The organism is Actinomycetospora soli, assembly GCF_021026295.1.
Lineage (GTDB): Bacteria > Actinomycetota > Actinomycetes > Mycobacteriales > Pseudonocardiaceae > Actinomycetospora > Actinomycetospora soli.
Genome location: NZ_JAJNDA010000004.1, coordinates 16,619 through 36,504 on the forward strand (window position 1 = coordinate 16,619; position 19,886 = coordinate 36,504).

At 74.9% G+C, this 19,886-nt stretch carries 21 protein-coding genes; 5 read left to right on the forward strand and 16 right to left on the reverse strand.

The window, feature by feature from the left end; translation table 11 throughout:
- Positions 1–25: 25 nt before the first annotated feature.
- The 4 genes from LN037_RS07035 to LN037_RS07055 all read right to left on the reverse strand — a co-directional run bounded on the left by LN037_RS07035 (position 26) and on the right by LN037_RS07055 (position 2,113).
- Entirely contained in the window at positions 26–169 is a 144-nt protein-coding gene (locus LN037_RS07035; protein WP_230751184.1) for a hypothetical protein, read from the reverse strand.
- Positions 170–171: 2 nt separating this feature from the next.
- Entirely contained in the window at positions 172–654 is a 483-nt protein-coding gene (locus LN037_RS07040) for a hypothetical protein (protein WP_230751187.1), read from the reverse strand.
- Positions 655–872: 218 nt separating this feature from the next.
- Entirely contained in the window at positions 873–1,829 is a 957-nt protein-coding gene (locus tag LN037_RS07050; RefSeq protein WP_230751190.1) for a manganese catalase family protein, read from the reverse strand.
- Between the two features lie 128 nt (positions 1,830–1,957).
- Positions 1,958–2,113 (reverse strand): hypothetical protein, encoded by a 156-nt coding sequence (locus LN037_RS07055; protein ID WP_230751192.1) that lies wholly within the window; start codon positions 2,111–2,113, stop codon positions 1,958–1,960.
- 243 nt (positions 2,114–2,356) lie between these two features.
- On the opposite strand from LN037_RS07055, the gene LN037_RS07060 reads away from it, so the two are divergent.
- Entirely contained in the window at positions 2,357–3,316 is a 960-nt protein-coding gene (locus LN037_RS07060; protein WP_230751194.1) for an ANTAR domain-containing protein, read from the forward strand.
- A 44-nt stretch (positions 3,317–3,360) separates the two neighbouring features.
- Positions 3,361–4,155, forward strand: a complete 795-nt coding sequence (locus tag LN037_RS07065) for an SDR family NAD(P)-dependent oxidoreductase (protein ID WP_230751196.1) — start codon at positions 3,361–3,363, stop codon at positions 4,153–4,155.
- Between the two features lie 16 nt (positions 4,156–4,171).
- On the opposite strand, the gene LN037_RS07070 is transcribed toward LN037_RS07065, so the two are convergent.
- From LN037_RS07070 to LN037_RS07100, 7 genes are all read right to left on the reverse strand, one after another.
- Positions 4,172–5,416: a helix-turn-helix transcriptional regulator gene (locus LN037_RS07070; RefSeq protein ID WP_230751197.1), complete on the reverse strand. Its 1,245-nt coding sequence runs from the start codon at positions 5,414–5,416 to the stop codon at positions 4,172–4,174.
- Between the two features lie 51 nt (positions 5,417–5,467).
- The gene (locus tag LN037_RS07075) at positions 5,468–7,375 is read right to left on the reverse strand and encodes a CheR family methyltransferase (RefSeq protein WP_230751199.1); all 1,908 of its coding nucleotides are present in this window, start codon (positions 7,373–7,375) and stop codon (positions 5,468–5,470) included.
- Positions 7,372–8,367: a chemotaxis protein CheB gene (locus LN037_RS07080; RefSeq protein ID WP_230751202.1), complete on the reverse strand. Its 996-nt coding sequence runs from the start codon at positions 8,365–8,367 to the stop codon at positions 7,372–7,374. Before LN037_RS07080 ends, LN037_RS07075 begins: the two co-directional genes overlap by 4 nt.
- Before the next feature lie 4 nt (positions 8,368–8,371).
- Complete coding sequence (gene ctaD, locus LN037_RS07085) at positions 8,372–10,129, reverse strand: aa3-type cytochrome oxidase subunit I (protein ID WP_230751204.1); 1,758 nt, start codon at positions 10,127–10,129, stop codon at positions 8,372–8,374.
- 93 nt (positions 10,130–10,222) lie between these two features.
- The gene (locus tag LN037_RS07090; RefSeq protein WP_230751205.1) at positions 10,223–10,564 is read right to left on the reverse strand and encodes a YrhK family protein; all 342 of its coding nucleotides are present in this window, start codon (positions 10,562–10,564) and stop codon (positions 10,223–10,225) included.
- A gap of 80 nt (positions 10,565–10,644) precedes the next feature.
- A complete protein-coding gene (locus LN037_RS07095; protein WP_230751207.1) occupies positions 10,645–10,941 on the reverse strand; it encodes a hypothetical protein in 297 nt (98 codons plus the stop codon).
- Between the two features lie 127 nt (positions 10,942–11,068).
- Entirely contained in the window at positions 11,069–11,905 is an 837-nt protein-coding gene (locus LN037_RS07100; protein ID WP_230751209.1) for an endonuclease/exonuclease/phosphatase family protein, read from the reverse strand.
- Positions 11,906–12,045: 140 nt separating this feature from the next.
- On the opposite strand from LN037_RS07100, the gene LN037_RS07105 reads away from it, so the two are divergent.
- Together LN037_RS07105 and LN037_RS07110 are read left to right on the forward strand one after the other, a co-directional pair.
- Complete coding sequence (locus LN037_RS07105) at positions 12,046–12,807, forward strand: ANTAR domain-containing protein (RefSeq protein ID WP_230751210.1); 762 nt, start codon at positions 12,046–12,048, stop codon at positions 12,805–12,807.
- Between the two features lie 147 nt (positions 12,808–12,954).
- Entirely contained in the window at positions 12,955–13,452 is a 498-nt protein-coding gene (locus tag LN037_RS07110; protein ID WP_230751212.1) for a hypothetical protein, read from the forward strand.
- Positions 13,453–13,458: 6 nt separating this feature from the next.
- Here LN037_RS07110 and LN037_RS07115 read toward each other — a convergent pair whose 3' ends face one another.
- The 5 genes from LN037_RS07115 to LN037_RS07135 form a co-directional block, all read right to left on the reverse strand.
- Entirely contained in the window at positions 13,459–14,310 is an 852-nt protein-coding gene (locus LN037_RS07115) for a 3-keto-5-aminohexanoate cleavage protein (RefSeq protein ID WP_230751214.1), read from the reverse strand.
- A 134-nt stretch (positions 14,311–14,444) separates the two neighbouring features.
- Positions 14,445–15,410, reverse strand: a complete 966-nt coding sequence (locus LN037_RS07120; RefSeq protein WP_230751216.1) for a ferritin-like domain-containing protein — start codon at positions 15,408–15,410, stop codon at positions 14,445–14,447.
- A 123-nt stretch (positions 15,411–15,533) separates the two neighbouring features.
- Positions 15,534–17,240, reverse strand: coding sequence for an HD domain-containing protein (locus LN037_RS07125; RefSeq protein ID WP_230751217.1), 1,707 nt, complete (start codon positions 17,238–17,240; stop codon positions 15,534–15,536).
- Between the two features lie 79 nt (positions 17,241–17,319).
- Positions 17,320–17,658 (reverse strand): P-II family nitrogen regulator, encoded by a 339-nt coding sequence (locus LN037_RS07130; RefSeq protein ID WP_230751219.1) that lies wholly within the window; start codon positions 17,656–17,658, stop codon positions 17,320–17,322.
- 7 nt (positions 17,659–17,665) lie between these two features.
- Positions 17,666–18,955 carry an ammonium transporter gene (locus LN037_RS07135; RefSeq protein WP_230751600.1) on the reverse strand — a complete coding sequence of 430 codons (1,290 nt, stop codon included), beginning with the start codon at positions 18,953–18,955 and terminating at the stop codon, positions 17,666–17,668.
- A 205-nt stretch (positions 18,956–19,160) separates the two neighbouring features.
- Between LN037_RS07135 and LN037_RS07140 the strand changes: the two genes are divergently transcribed.
- Positions 19,161–19,880, forward strand: coding sequence for a DUF1990 family protein (locus LN037_RS07140; protein ID WP_230751221.1), 720 nt, complete (start codon positions 19,161–19,163; stop codon positions 19,878–19,880).
- The last annotated feature ends 6 nt before the right edge of the window (positions 19,881–19,886 follow it).

The following is a 19,886-nucleotide window of genomic DNA, read 5'->3' on the forward strand; positions in this document are numbered from 1 at the left end:
GGGCGACGGGGATCGGCGACGGGGATCAGCGACGCGGGTCGGTCGTGGCCGAGGAGTCGGCGTCCTCGCTCACGTCCTCCGAGGTCGTGTCCTCCTCGAGGGTGCCGTCGGTGGTCGCCGAGGAGTCGGCGTCCTCGGACGGGTCGGTCCGGTCGTGCTGCGGATCCATGATCACCTCCAGCCGGCGGCGGGGTCGCCGGCGAGCGCGTCGTACGCGGTGCCCGCCGCCGCGGCGTAGACGACGTGGTGGCCGAGGTCGGTCAGGGTGGCCGTCGCCCCGTAGGCGGGGGTCGGCCGCCCCAGCCCGAGGGCGGGGGTCAGGGCCTGCTCGGTGCCCACGACACCGAGCAGGTGCAGCGCCGTCGCGGCCGGTCCGCGGGCGCCGGCGAGGTCGAGCGCCGACCGGGCCAGGCCCCAGGCGGTGCCGTACGCCCAGTGCGCGGCGACGTTGAGCCGGTTCTGCGCCGCCTGGTCGGCGGGGGTGATGCCGGTGACGGTCGCGACGCCGTCGACCGGCGTGGTGCTCCCGGGCCGACCGGACGCGCGTTGTTCGATCGCCTGCGAGAGCGTCATGGCCGCCGTGCCGACCGCTCCGGCGACGACCCCACGGGCGAGGGGCAGGAGGACCCGGTCGACCGGGCGGAGCCCCCTCACGTGAGGCCCTCGTGCGCGGGCCTCGGCCCGGTGACCTCGGGGGCATTCGGATCGGGGATCTCGGCGAGGTCGATCTCGCGCGGACCCCGCCACACCACGGCACGCATCGGCGCCTCCTGCTCGTGCTCGGACTCTCGGAGGCTGCGGAGGTCAACCGGGCGTCGGCTACCCGCGCCGCCGCGCGCCCCACACCGGGGACGCACGACGGCGGGTCGGGCTCAGCTGCCGGCCGGACTCCACTGCGGCGGGGCGGTCTCGGCCTGCATCTCCATCTCGGCGGTGGCCTGCACGAGCTCCATGAGCTCGGGGTCCAGGCCGGGCCCGAACTCCTCGGGCCGCTCGACGGCGATCCCGGGGAACGGGACGCCCTCGGGGGCCTGCTCGGTGGACATCGAGGTCCCGTCGTTCGACGGCGACGTGCCCTGGATGATCCGGCCGGCCTCGGAGAGCTGGTCGAGGCTGAAGGTGTACTGCTTGGACTGCAGCCCCTGCTCGGTGAGCTTCTTGACCTCGGGGAACTGCTCGGCGTTGGTCTTCGGGATCGGGAGCAGCTTGTTCCACTGCACCCCGAGGCACTCCAGCGCCTTCGCGTACGCGTTCTCGTGGGCCTGGTCGCGCACGATGAGGTACGCGATCGTCGACCGGGCGGTCTTGTTCGCCGTCATCTCGTACAGCCGGCACTTCTGCAGCCGACCGGTGGACTCGAGCATGAGGTTGTAGAGCAGGTTCAGCGGCAGGTTGCCCGAGTCGTAGACGTACTTGCCCGTCCACGGGTCGCCCTGCGCGTCCACGGGCAGCGCACCCTGCGCCCCGACCAGCCAGTGGTGGATGTTCCCGCCCGAGAGCGCCAGGTCCAGCGGCGTCGCGCCCCCGGCCCCCGGCTCGTCGAGCGAGGTGGGGTTGCCCTGGTAGCGCGGCGAGCCGTCCACGAGCTGGGCGATGGTGGAGGCGATCAGCTCGACGTGCCCGATCTCCTCGGTGCCGACGCCGTAGAGCAGGTCGCGGAACGGCTTCCCGGCCGGTCCGCGGAAATTGAAGCTCTGGAACAGGTACTGCATCATCGTGCGCATCTCGCCGAACTGACCGCCGAGCCCCTCCTGCAGGGCGTTCGCGGCGGCCGGGTCCGGCTCGTCGGCGGCGATCTCGTTGAGCATGCGCTGGACGTGAAGGAACACGTGAGCCCCTCTTCGCGGTGGAGGCAGTACACGACGCGCCCGCGGGCTGGAACACCGTCGCCGGTCGGTGGCCGGGTGGACGGCGGCGGTGACGGGGCAAACGCCCGGTTCTCCCGCCGCCGTCCGGCTCAGCGGTCCCCGGTCGGCCCGGGGTCGGCGGCCTCGCGGTCGTCGGCCGGGTCCTGGTCCGCCGGCACGGTGTCGAGCGAGCGGTCCTCGGCGTCGTCGTCCGGGGGCGGGTCGTCGGCGGGACGGTGGTCGGACGGCGGTGGGGTCGCGGTCATCGGGCCTCCTCGGGTCGGGTCCGTTGGATGGCCGACGGGGCGGGCGGCCCAATCCCCCGGCTGCGGCGGGCCGCGCTTGCCCGCGGGTCGGGCGCACGGTCTACTGATCGCAGGCTGTCGGCGGTGGCCGCTCCAACCCGGGGGTGGTGCACCGCGAGATTCGCGTGATCGGTGCCGTGTGCCTTTCCGGCGCCGGTCCGACGGCGCACGCGCGCGCCGTGTCAGCGGGAGATGAGGACGACGGTGTCCGAGGAGCAGCAGGCCGCGCTCGGCGAGGTGATCGACCTGCTCGACCAGGTCGGCGCCCGACTCGGTGCCCTCGGCATCGGCGCGCCGGACGTGGACGGACCGACGGCCGCGGAGACGGGCGCGATGCACCGTGCGCGGGCGTGCCTGAGCCGCGAGCGCGCCGAGGAGATGCGCGCGGGCCTCGACGACGTCCGCCGCCGGGCCGCGGCGGTCGCCGTGCAGATGCGCGAGCGGCGCGGCGACGTCGACGTCCTGCCGACCCCCTGGTGGGACGACGTGGCCGCCGCCGCCGACCGGCTGCTCGCGGCGCGTCTCGACGACGGCGCCGACGTCCGCGGCCACCTCCTCGACGCTGCGCGGATCGCGCTGCCCGCCGCGGCCGGCGTCGGGCTGGTGTGGTGCGACGACGACGGCGCACCGGCGGCCTTCCACCGCGACGACGACGTGCTCGACGCCCTCGCCGAGCACACCCGCCGCCCCGGGGGCGGCCCGGGCACGGCCGCTCTCGTCGAGGGCGAGGTGCGGGTGCCCGACCTCAGGATCGACCGGCGCTGGCCGGACCTCGCCGCGCGGGCGGAGTCGCTGGGGGTCGGGAGTCTCCTGGCCGTGCGGCTCACCGCGGACGGGCAGGAGCGCGGGCGGGACCGCGGCCCCCACCTCGTCGCGCTCTTCCACGCCCCGCGTCCGCGCGCGTTCGGCGTGACCGCCCGCGCCGCCGCCCGGCTGTTCGCGCGCCAGGCCGCGATCCTCCTCGCCGGGTCGCGCCGCGCGGCCGGGCTGCTGCAGGCGCTGGAGGGCCGGGACGTCATCGGGCAGGCCAAGGGCGTGCTCATGGCCCGCGACGGGGTCTCGTCGGAGGAGGCGTTCGCGCGGCTCTCGGAGGCCTCCCAGTCGACCAACGTCAAGCTCCGGGACGTCGCCGCGTGGTTGGTGGAGCAGACCCGCCGGGGCTGAGGTCGTCGTTTCGCCGCCCGGGACCGCCCGGGTAGCCGCGCCCCATGACCGCACCCGACGGGACCCGTCCGCTCGCCCTCGTCACCGGCGCCTCCCGCGGCATCGGCGCGGAACTCGCGGCGGTGTTCGCCGAACGGGGCCACGACCTCGTCGTGGTGGCCGAGGACGCCGCGATCGGCGACGCCGCCGAGCGGCTGCGCCGCCACGGGGTGGACGTGCACGCCGTGACGGTCGACCTCACCGAACCGCGCGGCGTGGAGGAGGTCGAGCGCGCCGTCCTCGCCCGGGACCGGCCGCTCGACGTCGCGGCCCTGAACGCCGGCGTCGGCAGCGGTGGCGCGTTCGTGTCGTCGAACCTCGTCGACGAGTTGCGCCTGATCGACCTGAACGTCCGCTCGACGGTCCACCTCGCGCACCGGGTGCTCTCGCCCATGGTGGCGCGGGGCGCCGGACGCGTCCTGCTGACCTCCTCGATCGCGGCGACCATGCCCGGCTCGCACCAGGCCGTCTACAACGCCTCGAAGTCGTTCGTGCAGTCGTTCGCCGAGGCCGTCGCCGACGAGCTGCGGGGTACCGGTGTCACGGTGACGTCGCTGATGCCGGGTCCCACCGCGACCGACTTCTTCCGGCGCGCGGGGCTGCCCGACAGCCTCATGGGTCGGGCGCCGAAGGACGACCCGGGCACGGTCGCGCGACAGGGCTACGACGCGCTGATGGCGGGCCGGGCCGCCGTCGTCGCCGGGTCGCCGTTGGTCCAGGCTCAGGCCGCCCTCGCCGGGGTGGTGCCCGACCAGGTCAAGGCCGCCCTCCACCGGGTCCTGGCGCGGACCTCCCGCTGAGCCCCCGGGTGACCGCTCAGGCGCGCAGCGTCCGGCTCGGCGAGATCCCGTAGCTCTCCCGGTACATCGTCGCGAAGCGGCCGGGGTTGGCGAAGCCCCACTGCGCGGCGATGGCCGCGACGGTGTCCCCCTGCGTGGGGTCGGCCGCCTCCAGGTCCCGGTGGGCCCGCAGCAGGCGGACCTGGCGCAGGTAGGCCATCGGCGAACCGCCGCGGTGCCGGTTGAAGGCGAGCTGGAGCGCGCGCGGACCGATCCGGGCGGCGCAGGCGATCTCGTCGAGCGTCACGTCCTCGCCGGCGTGGGCCTCGATGTACACGACCGCGCGGCGCAACGCCGCGGGCTCGGCGTCCGCACGGCCGTCGCGCTGCGGCGGAACCAGAGCCGTGACGAGGTGGCGGGCCACGGCGCCGACCGGTTCCTCGAGCACGGCCGCCGACTCCAGCAGCACCTCGAAGGCCTCGTCGTGGTCGAGGTCCAGGTGCCGGGCGAGGACGGTCGCGGCCCCGGCGAGGTCGGGGCCCGCCGTGCACGGGGAGAGCACCCGCTCGAGCTGTGCCGCCACGTCCCGCACGACGGCGCAGGCGTCGGCGTCGGTCAGCCCGACCTCGGGGCCTGCGACGAGCAGCGCGCCGCGCGCGGGTCCGACGGCGTGCAGCACCAGCGCGGGCAGACCCGCCGCGCGGGCCGCGGCGGCGAGGGCGGGGGCCTCCCCCGGGACGTGGGCCTCGACGGTACCACCGGCCACGAGGGCCCGGCACGCGACGTCGAGGGTCTCGAGCGCGTCGGCGGCGACGGTGTCCCGGGAGACCCCGGAGACGTGGCCGGGACCGCCGTCGAGGGGAACGTACCGGCTCCAGGTCGCGCCCGGTACCACCCGGGCGACGAGGTCGACGAGCCGCGCGGCCCGGTCGCCGCCCGCGCGCCCGTCCGCCCGCGCCTCGACCGCCGAGCGCGCGGCGGCGAGCTCGGCGCCGTCACATCCGGTCGTCGGCACCGGCGCCGTGGTGGCCGCGGCGACCTGACGGATGAGCGCGGAGTGGTGGGCGAGCTCGCGGGCGTGCCGCCGGACCTCGGCGACCTCCTCGCGGACCCGGCGCGCCTCGATCTGGGCGAGGTGCGCCCGGCCCTGGCGGATCGCGCGGTTCTCCTGCGCCGGCCCGTCCTCGCCCGCGAGCCGCTCGAACACGTCGAGCCGCTCCGACACCGCCTCCAGCAGCTCGACGATGCCGGCCAGGCCGTCGTCGATCCCCTCCTGACTCACGCGCTCAGTTTCCTCCTCCGACACGGTTTCGTCACGTTCCGTGCGCCACCCTCAGGACGACGCCGCGCCGAGTTGATCCATCAGGATGATGGCGCCCTCGGGCCGGCTCTGGCGTCCGACCAGCGGTGAGACGCCGATCGCGAGCTGCACGGTGCGTCCCCGCCGGTTGATGGCGTCGATCCGCAGCGGGTCGTCCCCCGGCCCGTCGCCGTGCAGGACCTCGCGCACGAGCGGGCGGAGCCGCTCGGTGGCGAGCCCGATGTCGAGGTTGAGCAGGTGCTGCCCCACGGCCTCGTCGGAGCGCAGCCCCCACAGGTCGTCGGCCCGCCCGTTCCAGGCCTGCACGATCAGCTCGGTGTCCACCACGACGACGGCGGTGCGCAGGCTCCCCAGCACCGACTCCAGGAAGTCGTTGGCCCGGTCGAGCTGCGAGGTGCGCTGGCGCATCTCGTCGTTCATCGACTGCAGCTCGTCGTTGGTGGACTGGAGCTCCTCGTTGGTCGTCTCCAGTTCCTCGACGGTGGACTGCAGCTCCTCGTTGGTCGTCTCCAGCTCCTCGACCGTGGACTGCAGCTCCTCGTTGGTCGTCTCCAGCTCCTCGACCGTCGACTGCAGCTCCTCGTAGGCCGTCTCCACCTGCCGGTGCGCGGCCTGGAGCTCGCCGGTCATCCGCCGGTAGCGCGTGACGTCGGTGAAGAACAGCGCGACGGCGGTGCCCTCCTCGTGCTGCCCGGCGAGCGGCACCACCTGGATGTCGAAGTAGAGCGTCTCGGACGCCGACCGCGCGAACTCCGCCTCGTGCTGCCAGAGCGAGGTCCGGTTGCGGCGCACGTCCTCGTAGGACGACCGCAGGCCGGCGATGCGGTGGCAGAGCTCGAGCTCGGTGAACCGTCGGCCGATCTCGCGGGAGGTGATGCCGAGCTGCGCCTCCGCGCGCCGGTTGGCCGTCGCGACCACCTCGTCCTGGGTGACCACCACGGTCGCGAGCGGGCTGAACAGCAGCGCCTCGTCGTCGAGCTGGACGTCCGCACGCGCCGCCGTGGTCTGCAGCCGCCCGATGGGCCCCACCCCGCGCCCGCTCGGGTCGACCTGGTCGGCCTTGCGGAAGAAGCGCCGCTTGAGGTCCACCGGGAGGAAGAGCCGCCCGTGGCTGAGCAGCATCTCGGCCTTGCCGAGGAACAGCACGCCGGCGGTGTTGAGCGCGAAGTGGAACCGGCGCAGCACGCGGGACTGCGTCTCGGCGTTGAGGTACATCAGCGTGTTGCGGCACACCAGCAGGTCCAGCCGCCCGATGGGCGCGTCCTGGACGAGGTCGTTGCGGCCGAAGATCACGCACCGGCGCAGGTCGCTGCGGAAGGTCCAGCGCGAGCCGCTGCGCTCGAAGTACCGCTCGCGCCACCCGTCCGGCAGCGACTGCAGCTCCTTCTCCGAGTACGTGGCCTGCCGCGCCGCGGCGAGCGCGTCCTCGTCGACGTCGGTGGCGTAGACCTTCACCCGGGCGCGGAACTCCTCGACGCCGAGCGCCTCGGCGAAGACCATGGCGAGGCCGTAGGCCTCCTCGCCGCTCGCGCAGCCGGCCGACCACACCCGCACGGACTCGCCGCGCGACTTGGGCGCGAGGATCTGCGGCACGATCTGCTCGGCGAGCTCGTCCCACGCCTCGGGGTCGCGCAGGAACCCGGTGACGTTGATGAGCACCGTGTTGAAGAGCTGGGTGAACTCCTCGGTGTCGACCTGCAGCACGTCGAGGTACTCGGCGAACGTCGCGGCCTCCACCTGCTGCATCCGCCGGGCGACCCGACGGCGGATGCTCGACCGCTTGTAGCCGGTGAAGTCGAAGCCCCGGCTCTCCTTGAGGAACGTGAGCAGGCCCTCGAACTCGGCCTCCTCGGCCGGTCCGAGCCCGGGACCGTCGTGTGAGGCCGCGTACTCCTCGTCCTCGGCGTCCTGGTCGGTCACCGCGCCTCTCCGTCCCCGGGGTTCGACAGCAGGTCACGCACCACGGCCGCGGAGGCGAGTGCGTCGTGGGCAGTCTGCCGCGCGCGCCCGGCCAGGCGCGAGGAGCCCCGGTCGTCGGCGCTCCGGGCGATCCGGTGGTGGAGGGCGGCCTTCTCCTCGAGGGCCCGCAGCGCGGTCTCCAGGGCCTTCTCGGCCGCCGCCGTCTGTCCGGCCCGCAGGCTCTCCTGCGACCAGGCGTGGCCGATGCGGCAGCGGTAGCGCATCAGCGTCGCCTCGTCGGTCTCGTAGAGCGGGCCGCCGCAGTCCGGACAGGACAGGCCGGCCGGCAGGTGGGACGGCTCCGAGGCCGGGGTCCGGTGCCCGAGGGCCACCCCGACCTCCTCGGCGAGGCGCTCGCTGCGCCGCACGACGCCGAGCGCCGGGCGCGCCAGCAGCGCCTGCATCGCCCCGGCCAGCTCCGCGACCGGGCGCACCACCGCACCCGGCACCTGGCGCAGGCTCGCCGCGGGCATCGCGGGGAAGGCGGCCTCGTCCGGGTCCTGGACCGCGGCCGCGCCGCCGTGCCGGACGATCTCGAGCAGGCCCGCCGCCCCGTCGTCGAGCATGCCGCTGAGCACGACCCCGACCGCCCCCGGTCCCGTCTCCAGCGCGAGGGACCGGAAGAGCGGGTCGACCGCGGGACGGTGCCCGTTCTCCCGCGGCCCGCGGGTGACGCGCAGCGTGCCCTTCTCGAGCACGAGGTGGTGACCGGGGACGGCGACCTGGACGAGGCCGGCGGCGGGGACGTCGCCGTCGGAGGCGGCGCGGACGGGCAGGGCGCAACGCCGGTCGAGCAGCTCCGCGAGGCGCCCCGGACCCGCGTCGGACTGGTGGATCACGACGAGGACGGCGGCCGGCAGGGAGGCCGGGAGGCCGGCGAGCAGCGTGCCGACCGCCTCCAGGCCCCCGGCGGACGCGCCGATCCCGATGACACGGGGCGGGTCGGTCTCCACGGCGTCAGCGGTTCCGCGGATCGGTGCCGGAGAGGTGCTCGCCGCCGGTCTGGTGCGCGGCGAGCTCGCCCGGGCTGGGCGCGGAGGACCCGATGTGGGACTCCAGCCGCATCCGGTCACTCATGTGCGGGTAGTGCAGCTCGAACGCGGGCCGCTCGGAGCGGATGCGCGGCAGCTCGTGGAAGTTGTGCCGCGGCGGCGGGCACGAGGTGGCCCACTCCAGCGAGTTGCCGTGGCCCCACGGGTCGTCGACGTCGATCGGCCGACCGTGGCGGTAGCTGACGAACACGTTCCACAGGAAGGGCAGGGTCGAGGCGCCCAGCACGAACGCGCCGATCGAGGAGATCGTGTTGAGCGTGGTGAACCCGTCGGAGGGCAGGTAGTCCGCGTAGCGCCGCGGCATCCCCTGGTTCCCCAGCCAGTGCTGCACCAGGAACGTCAGGTGGAACCCGATGAACGTGGCCCAGAAGTGGAACCTGCCCAGGCGCTCGTCCATCATCCGGCCGGTCATCTTCGGGAACCAGAAGTAGATCCCGCCGTAGGTCGCGAACACGATGGTGCCGAAGAGCACGTAGTGGAAGTGCGCGACCACGAAGTAGGAGTCCGAGAGCTGCCAGTCCAGCGGCGGCGAGGCGAGCAGGACGCCGGTGAGACCGCCGAGCAGGAAGGTGACGAGGAACCCGATGGCGAACAGCATCGGCGTCTCCAGCGTCAGCTGCCCCTTCCACATCGTGCCGATCCAGTTGAAGAACTTGATCCCGGTCGGCACCGCGATGAGGTAGGTGGTGAACGCGAAGAACGGCAGCACGATCGCGCCCGTGGCGTACATGTGGTGGGCCCACACGGCGATCGAGAGCGCGCCGATGGCCAGCGTCGCGAACACCAGGGTCTTGTAGCCGAACACCGGTTTGCGGCTGAACACCGGGAAGATCTCGGTGACGATCCCGAAGAACGGCAGCGCGACGATGTAGACCTCGGGATGGCCGAAGTACCAGAACATGTGCTGCCACAGGATCGCCCCGCCGGTGGCCGGGTCGAAGACGTGCGCGCCGAGATGTCGGTCGGCGGCGAGGCCGAGCAGCGCCGCGGTGAGGATCGGGAACGCGAGCAGGATCAGGATCGCCGTCACCAGGATGTTCCAGGTGAAGATCGGCATCCGGAACAGGGTCATGCCCGGCGCGCGCATGCAGACGATCGTGGTGACGAAGTTGACCGCACCCAGGATCGTGCCGAGCCCGGACACGACCAGGCCCATGATCCAGAGGTCCTGCCCGACGTTGCCGGTGTACTGGCTGTCCGAGAGCGGCACGTAGGCGAACCAGCCCGCCGACGCCGCGCCGCCCGGCGTCAGGAACCCCGCCATGACGATGAGCCCGCCGAAGAGGAACAGCCAGTAGGAGAACGCGTTGAGGCGCGGGAACGCGACGTCCGGCGCGCCGATCTGCAGCGGCACGATGTAGTTCGCGAAGCCGAACACCAGGGGCGTCGCGTAGAGCAGCAGCATGATCGTGCCGTGCATGGTGAACATCTGGTTGTACTGCTCGACCGAGAGGATCTGCAGCCCGGGCTGCGCGAGCTCGGCGCGGATCAGCAGCGCCATCAGGCCGCCGGCGAGGAAGAACGAGAACGACGTCACCAGGTAGAGGACGCCGATGTCCTTCGGGTCGGTGGTGCGCAGCAGGTGCACGAGCGCCGAGCCCTTCCGCCGCTGCGGCGGGGGGTGCGGCGGGGCGACGATCGGGCGCGGGGCGACGGTGGCCATGGGCTCCTCCGGACGCGGACGACGAGGCGTCGGGCCGGGCTGGAGCAGGTCAACCCGTGACAGTGGTATCACGGCGCGCAGCGCCGTGACGGGTCAGAAGTCGCGGGCGACCTCGTGGGGCATGCCGTGCGTGAGGAGCCGCAGCTGCACGCGCCGGGCGAACCGGATGGCGGGGCGGATGCCGAGCTGGACGCTGCCGATCACGAAGAGCGTGACGCCGAGGTTGAACAGCTCGTGCCAGTAGAACGCGATGCTGCCGACGGTGAAGAAGACGGCGATGCCGATCTCGTTGACGATGCTGAGCAGCTCGTAGCGCTGCCGGAGCACGATCTCCTGGTCGCCGAGGGTGAGGGTGATCGAGCCGCCGCCGCCCTCGTCCGGCCCCTGGTCGCGGTCGGCGTCGTCGTCCCGGTCGGAGGTCTGCGTCTCGCTCATCGGACGCTCCGCGGGGTGGCGCGGTGGGCGGTGCGGATCGACATGGCCGGAGCTACCCGCCTCACCCGGACATCACACGGCTAGAGCAGGTCGGTGATCTCCCGGGCGTGCCCGACGGCGGTGACCACCCGGAGGCCGCCGCCGGCGCACCGGGCGCGGTCCCGCGCCGTCGCCAGGACCTCGCGCAGCTCCGGCGTCGACACGGCCCGGTCGAGCTCGACCACGAGCAGGTCGGGAGCGCGGTCGAGCTCGTCGTCCAGCGTGCGCCGCAGGATCGCGGCGTCGGAGCGGCCGGGGACGCCGCACACCCGGACCACCACCCGGCCCCGGTCGCAGCGGTGCACCACCAGGTCGATCGTCGGACTCGCGACCCGCATCGGTGTCCCCTTCGCCGTCGGCGGCGGCTGGGAGCTCAACCACCTCCGATCGTGGCACGGCGGGCGGCCGGGGGTGGGCGCCCCGGCCCGTGAACCGGTGCAGGAGGCCGTCCGGCGGCGGTCCCGGTCAGTCCACCGTGACCTCGAGGGCGCGGTGGTCGGAGACGTCGAGCCGACGGACCCGCGCGTCGCGGGCGCCGACGCCGCGACCGAGCACGTGGTCGAGCTGGCGGCGCGGCGCGGCGACCGGGAACGTCGCCCCGGGTGCCAGGGAGGTCAGCCCGCTCGCCGCGGCGGCCCGTCGCGGCCCCGTGTTCAGGTCGCCGGCGACGACCAGCCGCCCCGGGTCCAGGGCCCGGACCAGGCGGCGCAGCTGGACGAGGTTCCAGCCCGGCACGAACGAGAGGTGGGTGCACGCGACGGTGAGGGGCTCCGTCGCCGCCGGTGCCAGGGTCGCCGCCACGGCGACCCGCGGTTCGTCGTGCACGACGACGGGGCGCGGCGGCCGCCCGAGCAGCAGCGGGAGCGGTCGCCGCAGCGGCGGCACCCGGACCACCCGCCAGGCCGACACCGGCACCCGGGACACGAGCGCGACGCCGTAGGCGGGCGTGGTCGGTCCCGGGCGGGCGGCGACCACGTCGACGTGGTCGGGCGTCCCGGCGCGCAACGCGCCCGTCGCGTCGTCGGCGGCGTCCCCCGGGCCGGTGTCCTGCTCGCCCGGGGCCGACCAGTCGCCCGGCGCGCCGACGAGGGCGGGGACGAAGCGGTGGTCGACGGCGCCGAGGGCCTCGGCCGCGACGGCCGCGAGGTCCGCACGACCCGATCGGACCTGTCCGCGGTCCACCTCCTGGAGGGCGAGGACGTCGACGTCCAGCGCGCGAACGGCGGCCGCGAAGCGGTCCAGGTCCACCCGGCCGTCGTCGGGAGAGCAGGCGTGCAGCACGTTCCAGGTGGCGAGTCGCACGGGTCGGGGTGCCCGGGCGCCGACCGTCGCCACTCGTCGCGCAGGGCTGTCGCGGCCGTGCGTTCTGCGTCTAGGCTGTTCGTCCACGACTCTGTTTCACCAGTGAGGCGGGTATCGCAGCCGCCCCCCGGGGGGCCACGATGCATCCGCGACAGAATCTCCTCCCGCCACCCGACCCCACCGACGTCACCGCCCCCACCGACCCGGCCGATCCCGCCCTCGTCCTCGCCCGCGCCGCGAGCGAGCTGAACGCCGGGATCAGCGACCGCGACGACGCCCTGGCCGCCACCCTCACCTGCATCACCTCGCTCACCGAGCGCCTCGCGCCCCTCGGCCGGGGCTGCGCGGGCGTGCTCCTGTGCCGCCGGGGCCGACCGGAGACCGCGGGGACCGCCGACCGGTTCGCGACGGAGCTCGACGCCCTGCAGGTCGACCTGGGCCAGGGACCCGCCGTGGACGTGCTCGGCGCCGACGGACCCGTCGTCGTCGAGGTCACCGACCTCGCGACCGCGGACGACCGCTGGCCCGCGTTCGCCCCCGCCGCCCGCGCCCGGGGCGTGGCCGCCCTGCTCGCCGTCGCCCTCGTGCCCCGGGACCGCCCGCTCGGCGCCGTCACGCTCTACGTGCGCGGCGACGGTCGGCTGCCGGCCGGTGCGGCGGCCACCGTCGCCGCGATCGCGGTCCCGGCCGCGATGGCCCTGCACGCCGCGCGCCGCGTCGCCGGCCTCGACCAGGCGGTGACCTCCCGGGACCTCATCGGTCAGGCGAAGGGGGTGCTGATGCAGCGCGACCACATCGGGCCCGACGAGGCCTTCGGGCGCCTCGTGGCCGCCTCGCAGCACACGAACCTCAAGCTCGTGGACGTCGCCCGATGGTTGGTCGACGACGCCGTCCGGGGGTGAACCCGTCCGATCGGCCCGGGCGTCGGTCGGGGACGCGTGCGATGCTGCGGACCTGACCGTCGACGGCGGTCGACCTGCCACGACGTCGTCGGGACCGGACCGAGATGCCCCGAGCAGCACGCCGGGGGTGCCACGAGGAAGGACCGGATGGCCGTCGTACGTCTCGTCGCGGTCGCGCGCCGGACGCTGTTCGACGAGCCCTGCGCCCTGCTCTCCGACGACGCCGACGTGCCGCGCCTGATGACGGTGCCGCTGTCCCCCGACGAGCTGCTGGGACTCGTGCGCCTGCTCGACCCGTGGCTCGGATCGCCCACCACCGGACTCGAGGTGACGGTGCGGATCGTCGCCGCCGACGGCGGGGTGCGCCCCGTGGTGGAGATCGTCCGGCCCGACGGCGGGTTGGTGCCGCCACCGGAGTCGGGACGGACCACGTCCTGGGTGGCGGCGCTGAGCCTCGCGCATCGGTCGCGGGTACCGGTCCGCGTCGACGACCGGCTGCTCGAGTCCTGCCGGATCGAGCCGTGCGACATCGACCGGGTGGTCGCGCTGGGCGACCGTCCGCCGCTCGTGCCGACCGTGGAGCAGCAGCGCCGGCTCGCGCAGGCGTTCGCCGACATCACCGACCCGCGGACCGACGGCGGCTGACCGGGCTCAGTACCGGTGGGCGGCGCGTGACCGGCCGAGGCCCAGGCCGCCGAGCAGGCGCCGGCGGGGGCTGCGGCGCGGACCCGTGCGCGGTGCGACCTGCTGGCCGAGGGCGAACCGGATGAGCTCCTCGTTGCCGGTGGCCAGCCAGACCCCGTCGGGGCCGTACAGCGTGTCCTCGAACCCCATCCTGGTGTCGAAGCCCTCCCGGCGTGCGTACTCCAGCACGGGCCAGGCGCCGTCCTCCTCGCCGTGCAGGAGCACCGGCACGGGGACCGGTAACGGCTGCAGGGCCCGCAGCAGGCGCACGGCCTCCGCGACGGCGTGGTCGGGGTCGGTCACGGTCACCTCGACGGCGATGCGCACCGTGTTCACCGGGACCCCGGCGAGCCGCAGCTGGACGGCGTCGCCGGTGGTCCACACCCCGAGCTCGATCCCCAGCCCGACGGAGGCGACCGCCTCGCACACGGTCTCCCACCCGCGCTCGTGGACGCTGACGGCGAGGACGTCCGGGCGGCGGTCACGCGGGAGCTGCGCCCACTCCTGGGCGATCTCGGTCCGCCGGAACGCGTTCGGCTCCACCCACCGGGCCAGCGGGACCCCGATCTCGAGCGACGGCGCCGCCCGGCGGACGATGCCGACGGTCTCGGCGACCACGCGCGGGTCGAGGCTCTCCCGGCCCTGCTCGTCGCGCGGGTGGACGTGGAAGCTGCGGACGCCGAGCGCGGCCACGGCCGCCGCGTCCCGGGCGAGGTCGTCGGGGGTGGTGGGCAGGGCCGGCGTCACACCCCCGGGGCGCGCCCCGTTGGGGCAGCACTGCAGCACCGCGACCTCCCCCCTGCGCCGTCCTGCGGCCATCGTGACACCGCCCGGTCGCACGTGCCGATGCACGACGCGAGCGGTTCGTCCGGATCGGTGACAGGTCGCGCGGACACGTCGGCGCGGCACCCCGACGGGGTGCCGCGCCGCGCGGTCGTGCGGGGTCCGGGTCGTCAGCGCAGGCCGACGACCTCCTGCGCGAGCGCCGCGTGCCGGGTCTGCGCCGCGGACACCACGCTGCTGCGGTTCTTGTGGGCCTCCTCGAAGTGGATGACCGCGGTGAGGTCGTCCACCCGGCCGAGCTGCTTCACGGCCTGCACGGCCTCGGAGGCGCCGAGCTTCTCGTAGCCGTCGATCGGCAACTCGGCGGCGGTCAGGGCGCCGAGGTCCGCGCGGGCCTCGTGCACGGTGCGCGCGGTGGCCGTGTCGCCCTGCTCACGGGCGACGCGCTCCGCGCGCTGCAGCGACGCGTCGCGGCCGGTGACCAGGACGTCGCGGGCGTTCTCGCTGAACTGCGCGGCCTTGCCGGCGACCTCGGTGACGCCGTGGCGGACCTGGTCGCCGGTGCGCTGGACGCGGCCCAGTGCGCGGTTGACCTGGTCGCGGGCGAAGCGCACCGGGTAGTTGACGACGCGGCTCACGCCGCCGGCGACGGCCTGCACCGGGGTGGCGCGCAGCGCGGGCGGCCCGCCCAGCGCGTGCTCGGCCAGCACCGTGGTGAGCCACTCGACGGTGGCGCGGTGGGCCGTGATGAGCCGGTCGGCGAGCGCACGGGCGGCGGTGTCGTGGGCGGCCTCCGCGAGCGCACGCAGGTAGGTGGCGCGGTCGAGGAGCTGGTGCTCGAGCACGAGGTCGCCGAGGATGGCCTCGTCGACGGGCTCGGCCTGCTCGAAGGTGCCCTTGACGAAGGCCGCGGCGCGGCCGACCAGCGGGGTGACGACGTCGGCGACGCCGCCCAGCCGCTGCAGCTCGCGGGTGATCTCCGCGGAGCGTCGCTCGGCGTTCTCGGCGTTCTCGAGCAGTTCCCGGCGGATCGCGTCGGTCCGCGCCTGGGCGACCCGGATGCGGGCGATCTGGATCTCGGTCTGGGTGAGCTGGAGCAGGGACCGGAGCTGACCGATCATGGCGTGGTGGGCCACGTGTTCTCCTTCGATCGTTCGTGACGTTCGACGGGGACACCGCCGGAGCGTCGGCTCCACTTCCCGGCGGCACCCGTCGGATGCCCGCGCGACCGTCCCTCCATGGAGCGGGCGTGAGCCGGCTCACCCACCCGGTCGACGCGGCGCTCGGCCGGTCGCCGTCGTCGGCAGCGCCGACCGGCACCGGGCGACCAGGTCGTCCAGCAGGCGCGCGGTCCACGGCGTCCAGGCGCCCGGGGCGGTGCCGCGGGCGTCCGCCTCGGCCAGGGCGCGGAGGAGCCCGAGCAGGACGGCGTCGCCGTCGAGGACGTCGAGGACCCGGCGGACGGTGGCGGGGTCCTCCGGGTCGCGACGGCGGGCCGTGCGGGGCAGGAGGTCCTGGTGGCGCACGGTCGCCGCGAGGGTCGCGACGTCGTCGCACGGCAACCCCAGCCGACGGCCGACGTGTCCCGCGACCTCGGCGCCCACGCGGGCGGGGTGCTCCGCGCGGCCCCGGCCGAGGTCGTGCACCAGGGCGGCGAGGAGCAGCAGGTCGGGGCGGTCCGTCCGGTCCCCGGTCGCCGCGTGCCGGGTCACCTCGAGCAGGTGGCGCCCCACGGTCCGCGCGTGTCGCGGGTCCGCGGGCGGGAGGTCGCGCACGGCGCCCCACTCGGGCAGCAGCCGCCCCCAGAGGCCGGCCCGGTCGAGCGCCTCGACGACGTCGACGAGCCCCTCACCCGCCCCCAGCAACGTGAGGAGCTCCGCGCGGGCCGCGTCCGGCCACGGGGCGCGCAGCTCGGGCGCGGCCTCGGCGAGGCGGCGCAGCGCGGACGGCGACATCGGCAGGCCTCCGCGGGCCGCGGCGGACGCCAGACGCAGGACGAGCACGGGGTCGCGCGCGACGCTCGCGCCGCGGGCGAGCGTGACCTCGCCCGCGTGCACGACGAGGCCCGTCCCGAGCTCCGGCCGACCCGACGACCGGGGGCGGTGCCGCCGGGGGCGCAGGGCGGCCTCGACGGCCGTCACGACGGTGCGTGCGGCGCCACCGATCGTGCGCAGGAGGCCGTGGTGGTCGGTGGGGCCGTGGGGGTCGAGGAGGTTCCCGACGTCGTCGACCCGCAGGACGTCGCGCGCGCACCCGGCGTGGCGGTGCAGCTCGGTGCGCAGGTCGAGCAGCACCCGGCGGGCCGCGCGGACCTCGGCCGACGGCGGGTCCGCGGCCCCGGCGACGACCAGGGCGTCGAGCACCGCCAGGTCGCGCAGCCCGCCCCGCCCGTCGCGCAGGTCCGGCTCGACGCGGTGGGCGACGTCCCCGGCGCGGTCCCAGCGGGCGTGGGTGAGCACCGCGAGCGCGTCCGTGCGGGCGGGCGCCGACGCGCGCCAGGCCCGCCGCGCCGTCGCGGCGAGCCGGTCGGCGAGGTCGGCCTCCCCGGCCACGAGGCGGGCGTCCAGGAGGCCGAGCGCCGTGGGGAGGTCCGCGAGGGACGCCTGGACCGCCCCGCCCACCGTGGCGGTGCGGAGGCCGGGCCGCAGCGCCGCCGCGAGGCGGGTCGCGTCGGCGGGGTCGATCCGGTCGGCGTCGTACAGGAGCAGCAGGTCGGGCACCGACCAGGGTGCGAGCTCCCGACGGCCGAGGGCGCCGAGCGCGACGAGGGCCCGGCCCGGCCCGACGCCGAGCGCCGCGGCGCGGGTCGTGAGCCAGAGGTCGTGGAGGTCGACGAGCGCCGCGCGCAGGGCCGGGGCCGCGAGGCGGCGCGCGCCGGCCGGGGGTGCGAGGAGGGCGGCGCGGGCCCGGAGCAGGTCGGTCGCGGGGTCGTCGGGAGGGATCGGGGTCGGCCCGGCTCCGGCCATCCGGTCCTCTCGTCGGTGCGGGGCGACGGCCGCGGCACCGGACCCGTCGTCGTACCGACGGATCCGGTGCCGGGGAGGGTCAGAGCGCGTCGACGCCGCGCTCGCCGGTGCGCACGCGCACCACGGTCTCGACCGGGGTCACCCAGACCTTGCCGTCACCGATCTTGCCGGTGCGGGCGGTCTCGGCGATCGCGTCGAGGACCTTCTCCGCGGTCGGGTCGTCGGCGACGACCTCCACGCGGACCTTCGGCACGAAGTCCACCGCGTACTCCGCACCGCGGTAGACCTCGGTGTGGCCCTTCTGGCGGCCGTACCCCTGGACCTCGCTCACGGTCATGCCGAGGACCCCGAGCTGCTCCAGGGTCGCCTTCACGTCGTCCAGGACGAAGGGCTTCACGATCGCGGTCACCATCTTCACGGCGGGCTCAGCGCTCCGCCGAGGAGGCCGCGGGCACCTGGCCGGTGGGTGCCCCGACGCCCAGGGACGAGGAGGACGTGCGGCCCGCGAAGCCGGAGTAGTCGTACCCCGACTCCGCGTGCTCGGACTCGTCGATGCCGACCGCCTCGGCCTCGGTCTCGATGCGCAGACCCATCGTCGCCTTGACGACCAGGGCGATGACCGCGGTGAGGATGCCGCAGTAGGCCATGACCGCCACCGCCGCGAGCGCCTGGACGCCGAGCTGGCCCCAGCCGCCGCCGTAGAAGACGCCGCCGGCGCCGGCCGGCGAGCCGTCCCAGGCGAAGAAGCCGATGAGCAGCGTGCCGACGAGGCCGCCGACCAGGTGCACCCCGACGACGTCGAACGCGTCGTCGAAGCCGAAGCGGTACTTCAGGCCGACCCCGAACGCGCAGGCCAGACCCGAGATGAAGCCGATCGCCATGGCACCCAGCGGTGTGACCGCCGCACACGCCGGCGTGATCGCGACCAGACCCGCGACGATGCCGGAGGCGGCCCCCAGCGAGGTCGGCTTGCCGTCGCGGACCTGCTCGATGATCAGCCAGCCGCAGATGGCGGTGCAGGTGGCCACGACGGTGTTGAGGAAGGCGTACGAGGCGGCGTAGCCCGCGACCGCGGCCGAGCCGGCGTTGAACCCGAACCAGCCGAACCAGAGCATCCCGGCGCCGAGCATGACCATGGTCAGGTTGTGCGGGCGCGACGTGTCGTTCGGCCAGCCCTTGCGCTTGCCAAGCAGGAGAGCCAGGACGAGCGCCGCCATGCCGGCGTTGATGTGGACGGCCGTGCCGCCCGCGAAGTCGACCGCACCGATGCCGCTCGCGATCCACCCGGCGTCGAGGTCGAAGACCCAGTGCGCGATCGGGAAGTAGACCAGCAGCGCCCAGAGCAGCGAGAAGACCATCCAGGACGTGAACCTCATCCGGTTGGCGACCGCACCCGCGATCAGGCCGACCGTGAGGATGGCGAACATCGCCTGGAACGCCGCGAACGCGACGTCGGGCAGACCGTCGGTCTGCACCGTCTCCGCGAGCAGGCTCGAGAGCATGAAGTACTGGGCGGGGTTGCCGAACCACCCGCCCACCGTGTTGTCGCCGAAGGCCAGCGAGTAGCCGACGATCACCCACAGGACGCCGACCGTGGCGAACGTGGAGAAGACCATCATCATCATGTTGAGGACGCTCTTGGAGTGCGCCTGCCCGCCGTAGAACAGGGCCAGGCCGGGGACCATGAGCAGGACCAGCGCCGAGCTGGTCAACATCCAGGCGATCGTTCCGCTGTCGAGTTCCACGACCGGCGGCTTCCCTTCCCTAGCCGGACAATCCGGCCGGAACGGTCTCGTCGGCATGTTTCGGGTGGCCGCACGCGCGGAGTCGGGAGCGTTACGTCGTGCCCGGACGCGTGACGACCTGGTGACGCCGCCGACCCCGGGTGTCGGCGGCACCCGTCGTCGGGCAGTCCCCGCCGTGCCCCCGACCCATCCCGACAGCCTCGACGGTCCCCGCCGCGTCCTGCGGTGGGCGGCCGGCATGGGCCTCATGACCGTCAGCTACCTGCGCGACCGGCACCTGGTGGTGCGCTCCGAGGAGCCCGGCGGCGACGCCGACCTGCCCGCGGACGTCCCGGCCGATCTCGTCGACGACCGCGTGCAGCCCCAGGAGCACGGCCGCGGCCCGCTGTTCCACCGGCGGTTCACGGTGCTCGTCGACGGCGCGACGACCGACGCCGCGGGCCTCATGTCGGTGGTGCGCGGCGACCTGGAACGGTTGCTGCCGAAGGAGGTCGCGGCGGTGACCCCGCACGGCGACGGCACGACGCCGGAGCCGGGCGACGAGTTCGTGGTGCGGATGCCCGGCCCCTGGGACGGACCGGTGCGCGTGATCGTCAGCGACGACACCCACCTGCGGCTCACCACGCTCGCCGGGCACCTCGAGGCCGGTCAGATCGAGTTCCGGGCCGACGACACCGCCGAGGGGCTGCGGTTCACGATCGAGACCTGGGCGCGGCCCGGGACGGCGCTGGTGAACCTGCTGTTCACGCACCTGCGCGTGGCCAAGGAGATGCAGCTGTTCATGTGGGTGCGGGCGTGCCTCGCGGCGACGCGGATCGCGGGCGGACGCCCGCACGGCCACGTGCACGCGCACACCCGGCGGGTGCGGGCTTCGGAGGGCCGCGGGGCGGCGTGAGGGACT

Excerpts from the sequence above, each read along its gene's own strand:
- LN037_RS07095 (WP_230751207.1), bottom strand. The coding sequence starts at position 10,941 with ATGCGGGTCGCGAGTCCGACGATCGACCTGGTGGTGCACCGCTGCGAC.
- ctaD (WP_230751204.1), bottom strand. The coding sequence starts at position 10,129 with ATGGCCACCGTCGCCCCGCGCCCGATCGTCGCCCCGCCGCACCCCCCG.
- LN037_RS07055 (WP_230751192.1), bottom strand. The coding sequence starts at position 2,113 with ATGACCGCGACCCCACCGCCGTCCGACCACCGTCCCGCCGACGACCCG.
- LN037_RS07065 (WP_230751196.1), top strand. The coding sequence starts at position 3,361 with ATGACCGCACCCGACGGGACCCGTCCGCTCGCCCTCGTCACCGGCGCC.
- LN037_RS07125 (WP_230751217.1), bottom strand. The coding sequence starts at position 17,240 with ATGGCCGGAGCCGGGCCGACCCCGATCCCTCCCGACGACCCCGCGACC.
- LN037_RS07135 (WP_230751600.1), bottom strand. The coding sequence starts at position 18,955 with ATGTTGACCAGCTCGGCGCTGGTCCTGCTCATGGTCCCCGGCCTGGCC.
- LN037_RS07115 (WP_230751214.1), bottom strand. The coding sequence starts at position 14,310 with ATGGCCGCAGGACGGCGCAGGGGGGAGGTCGCGGTGCTGCAGTGCTGC.
- LN037_RS07110 (WP_230751212.1), top strand. The coding sequence starts at position 12,955 with ATGGCCGTCGTACGTCTCGTCGCGGTCGCGCGCCGGACGCTGTTCGAC.
- LN037_RS07105 (WP_230751210.1), top strand. The coding sequence starts at position 12,046 with ATGCATCCGCGACAGAATCTCCTCCCGCCACCCGACCCCACCGACGTC.
- LN037_RS07090 (WP_230751205.1), bottom strand. The coding sequence starts at position 10,564 with ATGAGCGAGACGCAGACCTCCGACCGGGACGACGACGCCGACCGCGAC.
- LN037_RS07035 (WP_230751184.1), bottom strand. The coding sequence starts at position 169 with ATGGATCCGCAGCACGACCGGACCGACCCGTCCGAGGACGCCGACTCC.